General features: G+C 43.4%; 19 protein-coding genes. 9 read left to right on the top strand and 10 right to left on the bottom strand.

Annotated elements, in window-relative coordinates:
- Positions 1–138: 138 nt before the first annotated feature.
- The gene (locus tag R7040_RS23880; protein ID WP_064354553.1) at positions 139–747 is read right to left on the bottom strand and encodes a hypothetical protein; all 609 of its coding nucleotides are present in this window, start codon (positions 745–747) and stop codon (positions 139–141) included.
- Positions 748–938: 191 nt separating this feature from the next.
- On the opposite strand from R7040_RS23880, the gene R7040_RS23885 reads away from it, so the two are divergent.
- Positions 939–2,048: a 1-acyl-sn-glycerol-3-phosphate acyltransferase gene (locus tag R7040_RS23885; RefSeq protein ID WP_005385027.1), complete on the top strand. Its 1,110-nt coding sequence runs from the start codon at positions 939–941 to the stop codon at positions 2,046–2,048.
- A gap of 73 nt (positions 2,049–2,121) precedes the next feature.
- Here R7040_RS23885 and R7040_RS23890 read toward each other — a convergent pair whose 3' ends face one another.
- A complete protein-coding gene (locus R7040_RS23890; protein ID WP_005375305.1) occupies positions 2,122–2,721 on the bottom strand; it encodes a hypothetical protein in 600 nt (199 codons plus the stop codon).
- A gap of 319 nt (positions 2,722–3,040) precedes the next feature.
- Between R7040_RS23890 and R7040_RS23895 the strand changes: the two genes are divergently transcribed.
- Entirely contained in the window at positions 3,041–3,313 is a 273-nt protein-coding gene (locus R7040_RS23895; RefSeq protein WP_167415898.1) for a YnjH family protein, read from the top strand.
- An 88-nt stretch (positions 3,314–3,401) separates the two neighbouring features.
- Here the strand turns inward: R7040_RS23895 and R7040_RS23900 are convergent, their stop codons facing one another.
- On the bottom strand, positions 3,402–3,701 hold the full coding sequence (locus R7040_RS23900; protein WP_005375307.1) for a YfcZ/YiiS family protein: 300 nt from the start codon (positions 3,699–3,701) through the stop codon (positions 3,402–3,404).
- Positions 3,702–4,308: 607 nt separating this feature from the next.
- Between R7040_RS23900 and R7040_RS23905 the strand changes: the two genes are divergently transcribed.
- Entirely contained in the window at positions 4,309–4,770 is a 462-nt protein-coding gene (locus tag R7040_RS23905; protein ID WP_005385033.1) for a TetR/AcrR family transcriptional regulator, read from the top strand.
- A 112-nt stretch (positions 4,771–4,882) separates the two neighbouring features.
- Here R7040_RS23905 and R7040_RS23910 read toward each other — a convergent pair whose 3' ends face one another.
- The 6 genes from R7040_RS23910 to R7040_RS23935 are packed head-to-tail and all read right to left on the bottom strand — an operon-like array spanning position 4,883 to position 9,464.
- A complete protein-coding gene (locus R7040_RS23910) occupies positions 4,883–5,665 on the bottom strand; it encodes a heme ABC transporter ATP-binding protein (protein WP_005385036.1) in 783 nt (260 codons plus the stop codon).
- Entirely contained in the window at positions 5,665–6,702 is a 1,038-nt protein-coding gene (locus R7040_RS23915) for a FecCD family ABC transporter permease (protein ID WP_053350537.1), read from the bottom strand. The genes R7040_RS23910 and R7040_RS23915 overlap by 1 nt, the downstream gene beginning before the upstream one ends.
- A 9-nt stretch (positions 6,703–6,711) precedes the next feature.
- A complete protein-coding gene (locus tag R7040_RS23920; RefSeq protein WP_318081389.1) occupies positions 6,712–7,581 on the bottom strand; it encodes a helical backbone metal receptor in 870 nt (289 codons plus the stop codon).
- Positions 7,582–7,609: 28 nt separating this feature from the next.
- Positions 7,610–8,023, bottom strand: coding sequence for an ExbD/TolR family protein (locus R7040_RS23925; protein WP_053350535.1), 414 nt, complete (start codon positions 8,021–8,023; stop codon positions 7,610–7,612).
- Positions 8,020–8,718 (bottom strand): MotA/TolQ/ExbB proton channel family protein, encoded by a 699-nt coding sequence (locus tag R7040_RS23930; RefSeq protein ID WP_005375324.1) that lies wholly within the window; start codon positions 8,716–8,718, stop codon positions 8,020–8,022. Before R7040_RS23930 ends, R7040_RS23925 begins: the two co-directional genes overlap by 4 nt.
- On the bottom strand, positions 8,718–9,464 hold the full coding sequence (locus R7040_RS23935; RefSeq protein WP_064354554.1) for an energy transducer TonB: 747 nt from the start codon (positions 9,462–9,464) through the stop codon (positions 8,718–8,720). The genes R7040_RS23930 and R7040_RS23935 overlap by 1 nt, the downstream gene beginning before the upstream one ends.
- Positions 9,465–9,624: 160 nt before the next feature.
- Here R7040_RS23935 and hutW point away from each other — a divergent pair, with 160 nt between their 5' ends.
- From hutW to R7040_RS23955, 4 genes are all read left to right on the top strand, one after another.
- Positions 9,625–10,995, top strand: a complete 1,371-nt coding sequence (hutW, locus tag R7040_RS23940; RefSeq protein WP_064354555.1) for a heme anaerobic degradation radical SAM methyltransferase ChuW/HutW — start codon at positions 9,625–9,627, stop codon at positions 10,993–10,995.
- Positions 10,996–11,027: 32 nt separating this feature from the next.
- The gene (hutX, locus tag R7040_RS23945) at positions 11,028–11,531 is read left to right on the top strand and encodes a heme utilization cystosolic carrier protein HutX (RefSeq protein ID WP_005385051.1); all 504 of its coding nucleotides are present in this window, start codon (positions 11,028–11,030) and stop codon (positions 11,529–11,531) included.
- 56 nt (positions 11,532–11,587) lie between these two features.
- Positions 11,588–12,118: a heme utilization protein HutZ gene (gene hutZ, locus R7040_RS23950; protein WP_005375331.1), complete on the top strand. Its 531-nt coding sequence runs from the start codon at positions 11,588–11,590 to the stop codon at positions 12,116–12,118.
- Between the two features lie 96 nt (positions 12,119–12,214).
- On the top strand, positions 12,215–12,751 hold the full coding sequence (locus R7040_RS23955; protein WP_042521559.1) for an ATP:cob(I)alamin adenosyltransferase: 537 nt from the start codon (positions 12,215–12,217) through the stop codon (positions 12,749–12,751).
- A gap of 80 nt (positions 12,752–12,831) precedes the next feature.
- Here the strand turns inward: R7040_RS23955 and R7040_RS23960 are convergent, their stop codons facing one another.
- Positions 12,832–13,746 carry a chemotaxis protein gene (locus R7040_RS23960; protein WP_005385059.1) on the bottom strand — a complete coding sequence of 305 codons (915 nt, stop codon included), beginning with the start codon at positions 13,744–13,746 and terminating at the stop codon, positions 12,832–12,834.
- Positions 13,747–13,960: 214 nt separating this feature from the next.
- Between R7040_RS23960 and ppiC the strand changes: the two genes are divergently transcribed.
- Both ppiC and R7040_RS23970 read left to right on the top strand, forming a co-directional pair.
- Positions 13,961–14,302, top strand: coding sequence for a peptidylprolyl isomerase PpiC (gene ppiC, locus R7040_RS23965; protein WP_080276970.1), 342 nt, complete (start codon positions 13,961–13,963; stop codon positions 14,300–14,302).
- Positions 14,303–14,645: 343 nt separating this feature from the next.
- A complete protein-coding gene (locus R7040_RS23970; protein WP_318097229.1) occupies positions 14,646–15,920 on the top strand; it encodes an MATE family efflux transporter in 1,275 nt (424 codons plus the stop codon).
- Positions 15,921–15,995: the final 75 nt, after the last annotated feature.

Here is a 15,995-nt window from a genome sequence, read left to right on the forward strand (position 1 = left end):
CTTTAAAATACAAAACGCCCGATGAAGTACATCGAGCGTTTTAGTTAAAAAGTGTCAACCCATATCAGGACGGGTCAAATCTACTTTCTGTGTCCGTAATTCTACGTAATGCTGAACACGTAGCTTGTTGAAGAGCAGTTATAGCGCTTCTCCAAAGACTAAAAAGCAAAGCTGTTCATATTCTTCGGTGTTACCAGCAAAAAGAGAGTCAACAATTTGCTCTTCCTTCTTCCCCGACAGTTTCATTTTTCTTGCTTCACGTAGTGTTAGTACCAAGCAAAGCTCTTTAGAAATATTCATGTCACAGCCAGGAGTCCACTGATTGATGGCTCTTGTTAACGTTGAGTGCGCTAGTTTAGGAGACAGCGTCAATACTTCATGTCTTACTACTGTCAGTAGATCGGTTTGCAGATCCGAGCGTTCGGCTGTTGTTGCTAGCTTCTCGACGAGCGCTTTTAGTAGCGGTGAAGGCTTCACAAAGCCCGCCTGTTGTGAGAACTCGTCATTTAAACGCACAGAAAAATCACAACGATATACACGAGAATTAGGTAAAAAGGTGAGGGAGCTCAAACATCCTTGAGGAATCCAAAAATATTGGCCTGGTTCAATGGCATACTCCTGCTTACCCAATTTAATGACGGCTAACCCTTCGATGACAGATAGTAGACTGTGCTTCAGTGCTTTTTTACGCGCAGCTACATCAAGAAAGGGGTATTTAGCGTCGTGAAATTCAATTGCGTAGTTCATTATGAGTACCAGTGTTTTTTGGCGCTAAGGGTAACGTTAAACCCATACGATTCCAACCTGCTGAGAGAATTTTTTAGCATGATAAATGGTGGCTTAACTGGTATGACCATGTTAAAAGTATGGGTTGAAATGCTGCTTGTCAGCAAAACTATGCGTAAAATGTGCCAGCTTTTTTTGATATGTAATGAACAATGACAGCCAATACCGATCCTTATATTGAAATTCGTCCTTACAACGACGAAGAAATTCCAGCAGCGCTGGATCGTCTAATCCAAGATGATGAATTTATCACTGCTATCCTAGAACATCGCTTTGCTAATAAAGCAGCGTGGTTCAAAACGCTAATGAGCCCGATCCTGCGTATCTACCTGAAAGCTAAGTGGAGCAAGCTTGATTCTGTCGAAGCAATTCAGATTGAAGTGAAGAAGTATCTGAAAGATACATTGAATAAGACAACGGATGGCGTCACTTTTTCTGGTTTGGATAAGCTGGATAAAAACACGTCATACCTATTCGTTTCTAACCACCGTGATATTGCGATGGACCCTGCGCTCGTAAATTATGGCTTGTACCAAAGTGGGCACCGTACAGTTCGTATAGCGATTGGCGATAACCTGCTGAAGAAGCCATGTGCGACAGAATTGATGCGACTCAATAAGAGCTTCATCGTTAAGCGCTCTGCTAAAGCGCCTAGAGAAATGATGAAAGCATTGGGACAATTGTCAAGCTATATCAAACATTCGCTTGATACTGGCAATTCAATTTGGATTGCCCAAAAGGAAGGTCGTGCTAAAGATGGAAACGACTTTACTGATCCTGCGATTTTAAAAATGTTCCATGTTGAAGGTCGTAAACAAAAGATCAGCTTTGGTGAGTACACGCGTTCTCTGAAAATCGTTCCAGTCTCGATTGCCTATGAAAATGATCCATGTGACATTGCCAAAGCAAAAGAGCTGTACGAAAAAGCAGAAAATGGCCGCTATGAAAAAGGCGAATTTGAAGATATCGAAAGTATCATTCAAGGTATCGTTGGCTATAAAGGCCGTGTACATGTTGCGTTTGGTGATGTGATTGAGCAAGAGTTTGAAACGCCGGAATCTCTTGCTGGTGAAATCGACCGCCAAATTCACAACAACTACAAGTTGTACCCAATCAACTTGTTAGCTGCTGGGCATGAAGATTCGAGCATCATTACGGAAGCGGTTAAGCGTCATCTCGCGGATAAGTTGGATCAGCTACCTGAAGGCGCAAGACCTTATTTGGTGGCGAGCTATGCTAATCCTGTGAATAACCAAGAGTAATCTTCGTCACTGAACTCGTTGATTCAGAATGCCTTAAAGCCTCGGTCTGCCGGGGCTTTTGTTTATCTGCTCTTTAAGGTGCGACGGCACCACCAAGGGTTAAATTGCTGGGCCATTTTGTGATCCTGTTACCACCTAAATAGATATTCCCTTTCACCGTCATTGTGTCTGGAAATACTTTCAGCGCTGATCCTCCAATATAGAGATTACCATCAACCACCAATCCTTCAGGAAGATCAGAAATGGGAGTGCGAATAACACTTAGATCACCTTTTACTCGAAGTTTAGCTGGAAGCGCTTTTAACGGTGTATCTGTCAGATTTAGGTAACCGCCTAGTTTGATGCCTTTAGGCCAGTTTTCGATCTTACTACCTAGTAGGTTTGCATAGCCTTTTATCTTTGTTCCTGAGCGAATAACTTTGAGTGCGCTGTTAGTTGCTTCCAGACTGCCTTCAACATCAAGCCCTTTAGGCAAGGTTTTGATAGGGGTTTGTGAGATGTTTAAGTTGCCCTTTACCACTAGGCCAGAGGGTAGTTGGGTGTAAGGCTTGTTTCTAAGATCAAGATTGCCGTAATTATCGATGTGACCAAACTTAGAATAGTAATCTAGCTCATATGCCAAAGGAGATGAGCAGAGTAGGATTGAAGTAAGGCATAGGGAAACAAAACGCATAGTCAAAGAGTTAGTTAAATACCGAGATCAACAGGTGCTTATCTTATACTTAAATAAACCTATTATGCATTTTTTGCTCACAGTTTTTGATTCATAACTTAAATATTCAAATTAGAGATGCACGCTAAAAGTGTGCGCTTCTTTACTGCGCTAAGTAACTTCAAGCTTACTAAAATGAGATAAATTAAATGATTGAATGTGAAGCAGACCCAAGTGTAGAGGTGAGAAAAATATCAGTAGATATTTGAATAATATGAGATTCTTCCAAGAACTTCACAAAGGTCCTTGTTAGTATTATTGAGGTTTGAGGGAGATTTTCATGAAGTTAAAAAGTGTATCTATTTTTACCGCTGGTGTTATTGCAGTACTGCTGTCGGGTTCCGTTTTTGCTAAATCATACAGTACACCAGAAAACAAAGCGCTAATAGTTGCTGACGGTAAGGTAGGTCAGCGTATTTGTTACTACGATGATAAAGCCTACACCACAGGGGCCGTGATTAATGTTGAAGGCGTATTACTGATGTGTATCGCTGAGAACGATTTTGAAACCAATGGCTCGTTAAAGTGGGTCGTGTTCAAAAAAGATAAATAAACGCGCCGAAGTTGTCTGTTTCATTTAGAGCGGTTTAAGATTAAGAGATTGGAAAAATAAAAAGCGAGCATCATGCTCGCTTTTTTCATTAACGCGCGAGTGAGCGAGTTTTTAATTCAAAGATAAGTTTTTCAGCACTTACTTCAAATTTGAATCGAGCCGTCGCTTGGTTCGATTCTTCGGTTATTTCTGAAACATTGTATTCAACATCAGCACATACTGATTTAGCGAGCTCGATGTATTTTTGTAGTTCAGACTCTAGCTCTGTTTTTGTCTGTGCGAAAACCGTTACGTCGGCAACTTCGTCACCCTCTTTGATGATAAAGCCAATCTCGCCAGCACAGCCGCAGGCCTCACATACTTGGTTTTTTTCTAATTCGACACTCATAACGAATCCTCTTGTAAATACTAAGGGTATTCTATCAGGTATTTGATCTGTATCTACAAAAATGACGACTTTTGCGTAAAAAAGGAACAGAATAGGCACTTGTTAAGTAAGGGTTAAAGATTGGATTACTAAATCATCAAGAACGTTAATGTGATATATATCAACATTTAAAATCAATTAACGAACATAGTGACGAGATTTTGCTCAGTCCAGTTGAACTAATGGTTAATTTATAAGACTATTTCTTGATTGATTATTTTTAATAATTATCATTCTTGGTCTTTGAATAGTTTCGATGAATAATTGGCGCAAGGTTTTGATGAGACTAACTTTTCGCCTTATTTTGAGTAGCATGTATTGACAAAAACATAACTGAAAATTACACATTACGCAGTGTAAAGACGTTATGGTTTGGAACTCGACATGATATTAAATAGTCGCAATACATATACCCAAAGCGCTTTCAAGTGCAGCGCTTAGCAACCTGATTTCTAGGTTTTCGCTAATCGAACCGCATCGGCGAGCCGGGTATAATGCTAAGAATGATTTCATTCTGGCCTCATTTAATAGTGAGTTAGATGGATTTACAAAGAGAAGAGCTTAAAATATGCCAAAGCGTAGTAAAGAAGATACCGAAATCACTATCCAAAAGATCATGGATGCCGTTATTGATCAGCTACTCAGATTAGGTTACGACAAAATGTCGTACACGACGCTAAGCCAGCAGACAGGTATATCGCGTACCGGTATTAGCCACCACTTCCCTAAGAAAACGGACTTCACCGCCGCACTGGATGGCCGTATCTTTAAAATGTTTATTGAACACTTAGAGTTTGATAAAGGATTAAATGCATTTTCACAAAGTTGGATTAAAGCGCTGGAAGATGCTGAGTTTCTCGCGATTTTACGACTGCTATTCCATCACATTGTCACCGCTGAAAATGCGCAAGAATTTGCTGCTAATGGTATTGACCGCTTATACAAAATGGTTGAAAGCCAGTTTGGTGCGGGTGGTGACAAAGAGCTTGAGTGGTTGATTGGTCGATCATTGATCCAAATGAGCAAGTAATAGCCTTTAAAGCACCAAATTCTGCCACTATCAAAGCAAAGGCCCGCAATTCTCATATTGCGGGCCTTTGTCGTATCAAAGTGTTTTAGAGACGGCTTAGAGGAGATACGCTTTATGCTGCGGCATGCACTTGAGGGAAGTCTAGCGTCGGATGTTTTGTCACAATAGATCGATAGCCATAAACTTGCTCAATGCGCTCTGACGTTAGTGCATTCCATGGCGTGTCATCACAAACTAGTTTCCCGTTATGCAAGAGTACAAGGCGGTCTGCGTACTGAGAGGCTAGATTCAAGTCATGTAACACCACAACCACCGCTGCGTTTTGTGCTTTTGCCGTTTCACGAGCAATCTTTAACGTGTTGTGTTGGTGGGCGAGATCCAACGCTGAGGTAGGTTCATCAAGCATTAAGATTCGTTTTTCGCCAGATTGATGTAGTTGTGTCATCACTCGTGCTAGATGCAGTCGTTGCTTTTCTCCACCAGATAAAGACGGGTACAGGCTTTCTGCTAAATGCAATACGTCGGTTTGTTCCATGTAATGTAAAGCCAGTTTAGTGGTTTCTTTATTGGACAGTGATAGCGGTATTGCCCCCAGCTCTACTACTTCTCTGGCTAGAAATGGGAAGGTTAAGGTGCTGTGCTGCGGGAGCATTGCAATATGTTTGGCGCTTTTTTCAGGCTCCCAATCATGCTTTTGTTTACCGAAGTAGGTGATGTGATGATTCGAAGAGATCTCACCGCATAGAAGCTTGAGTAAAGTACTTTTACCTGCGCCATTGGGGCCGAGTAGGGCGGTCACTTCACCAGCTCGGATATCAATGTTGATGTCATCGAGCACCACACGGTTGCCATACGTCATCGAAATGTTTTTCCCCGATAAAACGATCTGGTTCATTACAAAATCTTCCCTTTTTGCTGGAACAATAAGTAGATGAAAAAGGGCGCGCCAATCAATGCGGTCACGATTCCAACTGGTAATTCAGCTGGTGCCACGGCAACACGAGCAAACATATCTGCGGCAGTAAGAAGCAGTGCTCCCATTAAGGCAGATATTGGTAATAGCGTTCGATGGTCAGGCCCAGCGAGCATGCGCCCTAAGTGAGGAATCACGAGCCCAATAAATCCAATTGCACCACTGATGCTCACCGTAATACCAACACCCAGTGCAGAAAGTAAAATAAGCTGACGTTTGAGTTTTTGAACCGGAACTCCTAAGTGTCTTGCTTCTGATTCCCCTAACAACAGAGCATTCAGCGCCATCGACTTCTTCTGAAACCAGAGCAATAGGATGACGAGTGTTATAGCAGATAGAGCAATCCCTGACCAATTTGCACCAGCTAATGAGCCCATCGACCAAAGCGTCAAATCTCGCAGCATCTGATCATCTGCGATAAAGTTCATGTAGCCAATCGCAGCCCCCGAGAGCGCGCTGATGGCAACGCCGGCTAACAACATAATTGTAACTGAGGTACCAAACTTACTTGTGCCGAGTTTATAAACGAGAATAGTCGTTAGTGCACCGCCAAGGAAAGCAAAAAGAGGCAGAGCCGCTAAGTTCATTAGTTGCGGATAGTTTTGGCTAAATTCAGCAAATACAACAATAGCGAATGCACCACCAAGAGCAGCGCCAGCAGACACACCAATGATACCAGGCTCGGCTAATGGGTTACGGAACAAGCCCTGCATAACCACACCACAAATTGCCAAAATGGCGCCGATGAACATACACAAAATGGTGCGAGGCAATCGGATTTCGTTAATGACCAACTGAATGTGAGGAGCGAGATCAGAACTGCCTCCCGTTAGGCTACGCAAACTGTCAGCAAAGCTAATGTTCATTGGGCCAACGGTAATAGAGGCGATAGCAATAAATGCTAAAAATCCACTAAGCACTGATAACGTCGTTGAAAGGGGGATGCGTCTTAACAACATGTCATGTCTCTATGGGTAAAGCAGTGCATTCAAGCGTTTAGCTTCTGCAAGGCTTTTAAGGCCCAAACCACCTACCAGAGCATGGCCATCAATCGTTATGATGTCTTTGTTCTTTCCAGCGGGTGTTGCAGCAAGAAGCGGCATTGCTTTTAAAATTGCATCGGCACCACCCAACGTTTCATAGCTGCGACCACTAACAATAATCACGTCAGGCTGCATCTCTACCATCGCTTCTGTGGATAGAGGCTTGTAAGACGAGAGTTGTGTAGCGGCTGGGTTTTGTCCGCCGGCGAGTTGAATAATTGCATCGGGTGTCGTTTGTGAGCCCGCAACATTTGCAGGTCGCCCTTCATGGATCAGCAGAAAGAGCACTTTCTTTTTCTTTGCTTGATTAGGCTGGTTTGCATTGAGTGCTTGTACTTGCGCCTGGACATCTTGCTTTAAGCTTTCAGCTTGAGCCTTGCGCTCCATAAGGTTCGCAATTTGATCAATACGTTGATAAAGGCCCTCGACATTTGCATCAGTATTAACAATTTCTACATCTACGCCAGCCGATTTCAATTGGCTCAATGTTGTTTTCGGCCCCATCTCATCAGAACCAATGACTTTTGTCGGACGTAAGGCGAGCAACCCCTCCGCTGAAAGACGACGATGGTAGCCCACTTTAGGCAGTTCCATCCCTTTTGGTAATTGACTGGTGACGTCGATAGCAACCAAGCTATCTTTAGCGTCGAGTTCAAGCAAGAGTTCAGTGACGGCGCTGCCTGCGCTAACAACGCGCTCTGAGGATGGCGTTGCATTGGCAAAAAGTTGACTACTCGCAAGTAGGGAAATAGCTGCCGTGACAACAGCATGAATAGTGATGCGTGTGTTCTTCATTTTGAAAGGATCTCTATCTTACTTATTTTTATGATGGCTCTTCAGTGAGTAACTGAGTTGCTTGAATTCCGTTTTCTTGTAAAAAGCCGAGAAGTTGTACTAGCGACTGAATATTCGCGGTTTTTTCTGCTCCAATTACAATCGGTTTATCGCTTGACTTACTCTCTTCTAACAGCGCGAGGGTAAAGTTGTCCCAATCGATATATGTCTTGCCGTTAATAGCCCAGTAAGGCTCGTCTTTAAGAATATTTACCGTGATGGATTGCTTATCGACATCTGCAACAGCCTGAGATTCTGTGCTCGGTAAATTGACGTCTAATGAATCGAGTTTGACCGCTGCGGTTAACATCAGGAAAACCATGACGATAAAAATAATGTCTAACAGCGGTGTTAAATCGGGGGTTAAACCGTTACGACTATTATCTTGTGGTGTTTTAATCATTTAGTTGCTGCCTCAATCTTCTCAGAAGAGCGCAGTGTTACTTTTGAGTGGTCTGGCGAGACATGCTGTAACGAGATACCTTCAAGCCATAAGTTGACGTAGTTTAAAGTGTGCTCAAGCTTGGCGATTACACGATCCGCCCACAAACCAATGATCTGCGCTCCTGAAATGGCAGGAAGTGCGATAATGAGACCCGCGGCAGTGGTGCGCATAGCAAGACCTAGGCCGTCAGCCAAATCATTCGGAGTGATATTCCCCGTTGAAACCGCGATGCCTTTAAACATGTCAATTAAGCCAAGTACCGTACCAAGCAAGCCAATTAAAGGGCTGATGACGCCAATCAGCGTCAGCAAACGAAGGCCGGAATGCAACTGATGGCGTTTTTCTTGCAGCCAAATACCTGCGGCATCTTCTCTTAAAGATTTCGAGAAAGAATGATGAGCAAGCAACATCGCAACACCACGGTACAGAAGCGGCCGCTTATTCGACAACTCTTCAGCAAGTGCTTCAAGTTCGCTCCCATTTGTTGGGTCTAATCCTGTGAGCTTTTGGCGAATGGCTCGCTTTCCTACACCAAGGCTAATTAACACATGGAATAATCGCTCGGCGATGATCATCACGGTTAGAGCTGAGCAAATGATCAAAGGCCATGTCATCAGCCCAAATTGAGTTTGTAATTCTTGTAGTTGTTCCATTATCCATCCAACTTAAAACGAACAGGTACTTGTACTCGGTGAGCGACTTTTAGCCCACCTGAAATATGTGGTGTAAATTGCCACTGTTTGATCGCACGAAGTGCTGAGGCATCTAGCGACTCTGTGCCGGAAGACTCAATCAAAACCTGTTTAATCTGGTTACCATTCTCATCTAGCCATATCTCATACAAGGCTACACCTTCAATACCGCGTCTTTGTGCAGACCTTGGGTAACGGGGTTGTGTTGGTTGACTCACAAACGTTGGTTTGTCGACCAAGACAGGCTGAGACGTTGCCCCTTTGGATTGGCTCGCAGGTGCGGATTGTTGAGCTACCGTCTCTTTCTTCACTGGTTCCGTTTTTTTCTTTGGTTTCGCTTCGGGCTGAACCTTTTGCTTTGTTACGGTTTTGGTGGGCTCGACCGCTTTAGGTTTAGATTGTTTAACCGGTTCAGGTTTTTTCTCTACTACCTTCTTCTTAACAGCGTCTTTCTTGACGACCTGTTTTTTTACAATCTTCTTTTCTGGTTCAGGTTGGTCTTGAGGCTGCTGCTCTTTTGGTGGTGCTACATTTTCTGGTGTAGATTTTTCGACAGCTGGAGGAGCAGACACAAGATTTAGACTTACCGAACTTGCTGGGTTTCCAGCCGGCATCGCGAACACCTTTGTCTCTTGAGAAACAAAAAGAAGTGCGGCATGGATGGCAAGGGAAGCACCTCCTGCAATGACATATCTTTGTACGTTCACGGAATATCTCGGGAAACTATGAAAACTTGGGCAGATTATTACTTACAATGGAAATAAGATCAATTATCAATTGCATTATCATTACGCTCAAATTATGATTCTTGCAGAATTTTTAAGATCAGCTTCCATCCCTTACATGATGGGAGTTAAGCGAGTATATATGAGCGTCGATATCGATAAGCTTGATGAATCAGTGTTGGGCAGTGATAGTCCTGATCCATTGCGATTTGCTTTTGTTAAGAAGCATTCTGCACATGCCGGGGGAGCGAGCGTACCTGTGCCCTCGTCTCAACAACAGGCGATTTTTTCGAGTATTACGGCTAACTCAATTAAAGCGACCAATAAGCGCTGTCTTTATATTCATGTTCCGTTTTGTCGCGTTCGTTGCACTTTTTGTAACTTCTTTCAAAATGCTGCAAGTCGCACACTGGTTGATGAGTACTTTGAAGCATTAATGCAGGAGCTTAGAGAGAAAGCGGCATTACCTTGGACACAAAATGGTATTTTTCACGCCGTATATATCGGGGGCGGAACGCCAACGGATTTATCTCCAGTACAGGTTCGTGTGTTAGGCCAGGCTATCCGAGACCACTTTCCTTTGGCTGCAGACTGCGAAATCACCTTAGAAGGTCGCATCAATCGTTTTTCTGATGAGTTGTATCAAGGCGCTTTAGAGGGTGGGTTTAATCGTTTCTCTTTTGGTGTGCAAAGTTTTAATACACAAGTGCGCCGCAGCGCAAAACGTTTAGATGATAGGGAAGATGTACTCAAACGAGTGAGCGAGATCGCCAAAGAAGACAAAATTCCGGTCATTATCGATTTACTCTATGGCTTACCTTATCAAACCAAAGAAGTGTTAGAGCAAGATCTAAATGATTTCCTCTCGACTGGCGCACACGGACTGGATTTGTATCAGTTAGTGGTTGGTGGGTCAGCTCCCATGCTCAACCTCGTAGAGAAGGGAAAAATCCCGCCACCTGCGACCACACCAGAAAAAGCGGGAATGTATGAGCTCGGTGTGAACTTTATGGCCAAACACCATATGAAGCAACTTAGCGTGAACCATTGGGCAATCGATAACCGCGAGCGTAGTTTATACAATAGTTTAGCCAAGACTTATGCAGAGGTATTGCCAATTGGCTGTGGTGCTGGAGGTAATATCGGTGGCTACGGGATGATGCAACACCGCACACTAGAGACCTATATTAAAGCGGTCAAAGAAGGTCAAAGCACCATCGCGATGATGATGAAACAAAGCCCTCTAGAACCACTTTTTTCTGCACTCAAATCTGCGTTTGACCGTGGCATTGTTCAAGCAAATCAACTTCCATCATTTATGGGAGAGGACGCGTTCGGGTTTTTATTGCCTCTATTTAAAGTGTGGCAAGCGAAAGGCTTAGTACAGCTACATGAACGTAGCGCAGTCCTTACTCTTGCAGGCAGCTTCTGGGCAGTGTCATTGGCTCAAAGTTGTATTCAGGTACTCACATCAGAGATGAACGAAACCGTACCGAAAGCATCCAATAATTAATGAAAACAAATTGAACAAAAACGGAAGACACAATGGAATCAATCAAGCAACAAGTTGAAGTATTACTAGAGCAAGAACCACAATTATTGCCAGCTGCGATGGCAGAGCGTCTTGGCATTTCCGAGTTTGAGGTTGTTGCGGCTCTACCTCAGGAAATGGTGGCTATTGCACCAGGAGAGCAAGCGCAAAGCATCTTAGAAAGTTTGGTTGGTTTTGGCCCGGTGACGACCATCGTCCACTCTTTTGGTTCTATCTTTGAAGTTAAAGCGCCGTTTCCAAAAGGAAAAGTGGCGCGTGGCTATTACAATTTAATGGGTAGAGAAGGTGAACTGCACGGCCACCTTAAATTAGATAACGTTAAAAATGTCGCATTAGTCAGTAAACCGTTTATGGGTAGAGAGAGTCACTATTTTGGTTTTTTCTCAGAGTGCGGAAGCAATATTTTCAAGGTTTATTTAGGCCGTAACGAAAAGCGCGAGTTGATTGAAGAGCAAGTCACCGCATTTCGCGCCCTACAAGCCGAATTAAAAAAGTAATCACAAACATAATCGAGGCTTAACTCGAATACTAATTAGTAAAGTCAGGTATCAATATGGATCAACAAGTTAAACAAGAGCGTTTGCAAGGTCGTTTAGGGCCAGAGATCAAAGAGTTCCGTCAGGAGCGCCGTACACTTCAGCTTGCAACTGTCGATGCAGAAGGTCGCCCGAATGTAAGCTACGCGCCTTATGTCCAAAACCAGGAAGGTTATTTCGTTCTCATTTCTAAAATCGCTCGTCATGCCCGTAACCTTTTAGAAAATCCAAATGTTTCATTGATGATGATTGAAGATGAAGAGTCTTCAAAGCAGTTGTTTGCTCGTAAGCGCTTAACTTTTGATGCGGTAGCAAATGTAGTTGAGCGAGACACAGAGATGTGGCAACAAGTTGTTGGACAAATGAAAGAGCGTTTTGGTGAGATTATTGATGGTCTAAGCCAGCTAGAGGATTTCGTTTTGTTCAACTTAAAGCCAGAATCGGGGCTATTTGTTAAAGGTTTTGGTCAGGCGTATCAAGTGTCTGGTGATGATTTAGTAGATTTTGTTCACCTTCAAGAAGGTCACAAGAAAGTCGAAAGTGCCTGATTGTAAACCGATCATATGAATGTCGATCATTTGGCATAATGAACGTTTAAAGGGAGTTAGGTTATACTGACTCCCTTTTTATATTGGAACAAAAGCATGAAACCTGTAAGCAAGGAATTGAGCGAGATTTGCTATCCGTTTATTTACGAGGACAGTCCGGTTTGTGACTTTGAAATTACAGCAGATGAACTTTGTAGTCGTATTGGCCTTGTTCTCGCTATGGAGTTGGACGAGTTTAGCCGTGATATACTGACAAGAATACAGCCTAATGTTTATCATCTAAATGGTTCGGTTCGCGGAAAATTAGCGATTACAGAGACGGAAGTTGAAGAGTTAAAGGCCGATTATGCTTTGCTCAAGCAACGCATTGATGGTGGCTTCAAAGGCTTTGTTCTACCCGGAGGACACCCGGCAGCCAGTCAATTGCATTTGTGCCGTTGCCAAGCTAAAAAAACGGTACGAGCATTAGTTGCCGTTGAACATACAGGTAAGAAGCAGCCCGCACCTATTTTGTTTCGATACGCGAACTTATTAGCGAATGTACTTTACAGCCTAGCTTCTTATATTAATCATACTCATCAAGTCAAAGAGACGGAATTCGTTTCTCGTAGTTACGCGATGCCAAAGAAGTGAGCTGAGAAATTAGCGGATGTGAGCATCAGGGGTAGGACAAGCACTGCATTATATTCTCAAATCAACTCGTCCAATAAGAGTTAAGAAGTCATAGCTTTGGCTTCTAGCTCTTTTGCTCCGCGAAGCATCGCTTCGATTAGTTCTCCTGCATTGAATTTCTCAAGTGCCTCATGCGCGCCAACTTGGTGAGCTCTGTCTACACAGATTTCGCTCGATAACGATGTGTGTAAAATGCGGTATGAATGGTTCAGAGAGGAATTATTCTGAACTTCAAATGCTAACTCATAACCGTCTAATCCGGGCATTTCAATATCGCTGACCAGAATATCAATTGGGCGATGAGCCGCAGCGTCACTTTTCATCAGTTCCAATGCATCTAAACCATTTTTACAGATTTGATACCCAATATTGATGCTATCGAGTGCGTCACACAGCTGTTTACGAGCGATGGAAGAGTCATCCACCAATAGAATACTGAGTGCTTTTAGGCGTTCTCGCTCAATATCTGTCAGCATTGGTATCTTTGAATTCTCGTACTGCGGATAAATTTTGGAAAGTAGCAGTTCCACATCCAGCATTTGAACAGTTTTGTCCTCGTAGCGAGTAATTCCAGTCACGAAAATATTTTTTCCAGCGCTCGGAGGTGGCGTTTCAATAGCTTTCCAATCGCACTCAATGATCTTCTCTATACTACGAACCATAAAAGCAACCACGGTTCGCAAGCAATCTGTCACGATCAAGTAGCAGCTTTTATATTCTTCTTCACTTATAGGACGAAAGCCAACAGCCGCTGACATATCGATCACTGGTACTGTTAAGTTACGTATCGTAACGGTTCCAATGACGTGATGATGCGAGTAAGGGATCTTCGTCGTTGGCATGTATGGGACGATTTCACGGACTTTTAGCGTACCGATAGCGAAACTCTGTTGCAGGGTGAGCTTAAACATCAACATGCCCTGAGATTGATTCGCTTTGCTAACGACTTTTGCCATGAAAATAACCTTATAAATACCACCGAATTGTGTCTAATCTAATCTTATCAGACGAAGGCTTCAACCATCGGAGAGACAAATGTGAGCTTTTTAGACAATCTTTTAGAGAATAGTGATTAACTGAGCAAAACTTGTTTGTATTTTAAACTCATTATGTAGACGATTTTATATTCCTCGTGTATTTGGGCCTTTACCGCTGAGCTATTATTAAGAAATGTTTGGTCTGTTAAAAAGGATTGGGTACACTTGCGCGACCAGAATAGTGAGAGATAGATCAATGGCAAATACAGCAGCCGCATTACATATTCTTGTGAAGCACAAAGAGCAAGCGGAAGACATAATCAAGCAACTGAAAAAAGGCGCAAAGTTTCAGACATTAGCGAAGAAGTATTCAACTTGCCCGTCAGGCAAACGCGGTGGTGACCTTGGTGAATTCCGCCGTGGTCAAATGGTACCTCAATTCGACAAAGTGTGCTTTTCTGGCGAAGTGTTAACGCCGCATCTAGTTAAAACCAAGTTCGGTTGGCATGTTGTAAAGGTGCTTTACAGAACATAAGGCTTGGTATCGACCTAAACATTGTCAGATGAAACCCACAAGCATTAAATATCATCTGTACGGTCTCTTTTCACCAATCACTACCGTTATGACATGGCAGATACATTCTGATCTGCCATGCTCCACCAAACGCCAATCTTTCCAAACTAGAAACTCATTTATATGCAGTTAACTTGGCTTTTCTCATAAGTCGTTATTCTATTTCAAGCTTTGATATGAGGATACGTTTGCCGGTTGTATCAATTATCAATGCTATTCCTTGCTGGCGAACTTTGGTTCATGTTCGGGCGCCATTCGCATATGATAGCGACCTTATAAAAATTAATCCTGTTCATAATTTAAGATGTCCCTGACTCATAAAGACTATTTTAAAATCGCATTCCCTTTCATCGTTTCTACGGTAACCCAACCATTATTGGGGGCGGTGGACACCGCGGTGATCGGTAAACTCGGTGTGGCTGAGATGATTGGTGGTGTAGCGATCGGCACCGTCATCATGAATACCTTGTATTGGCTGTTTGGCTTCTTCCGCGTCAGTACTACCGGGCAAAGTGCAATCGCATTAGGTAAAAATAGCCCAGAAGATCAAGCGAGCAGCTTATTGCGTCCTTTCGTGCTTTCGCTCTGCCTTGGCTTGATTTTCATTGCGTTGCAGTCCGTGATTTGGATGGGGGCAGAGCTGATTATCTCCCCTGATGCAGTCGTGGCCGAAAACGCTAAGATTTACTTCGATATCATGATCTTTGGTGCGCCATTTGTACTTCTGAACTACACCGTGATTGGTTGGTTGATGGGGCAGGCGAAAGCCAAAGAAACCTTGTTCACACAAGTGTTTGGTAACGTGCTGAACATCGTGCTGGATATCGTCTTTGTGTTGTACTTCGATATGGGCATTGCTGGCGTTGCGGTGGCGACACTTATCGCACAAATCTCGACATTTGTTATTGGTGCGGTGCTGGTGTTGAAAACCTGCCGCTTCCCACTGTTTGATTACATTCAGACCGCGAAAATGACGCGTAAAGATCTCAAAGTCATTGCGTCTTCCAATATAGATCTGCTGCTTCGTACAGTATGTCTACTGGTGTTCTTCAACATGATGGCGCGTGTAGGCTCTCAACTAGGTTCTGATGTGCTCGCTGCGAACGCAATCTTGATGCAAGTGACCTTTATCGTCAGCTACATGTTCGACGGTGTGGCGAATGCGTCGAGCGTCTTTGCAGGTAAAGCGGTAGGGCAGAAGAATCCGACATTGCTTGATAACGTGATTAAGCTAAACACGCAATGGACCGCGGCGTTCGTTGTTGTCTTGACCTTGCTGTTAGTGCTGTTCAGACATCAAGTGGTGTCGTTATTTACCACTTTGCCAAACCTTGTTGAGCTGTATCTAGACATGAGCCCTTGGTTATTGGCATTCCCGTTGGTTGCTGGTTTTGGTCTTACGTTTTACGGCATCTTTACCGGTACAGGGACGACGCGACCAGTGCGTAACTCTACCTTTCTAACCATGGTGCTGTTCTTAGTGACCCAATTTATTGCGGTGCAATATTGGGGCAATCACGGTTTGTGGCTGGCATTCACTTTGTTCTACGTTGGGCGCTTTGTCTTCTTGTTTCGATAGGCTTTGTTGCGTAATTCGATGGAACTAAATCAGGAAGTTACGATCTGATCGGTTACATCAGTTAATCATCGTAGC

This window comes from Vibrio sp. 1069 (assembly GCF_033340555.1).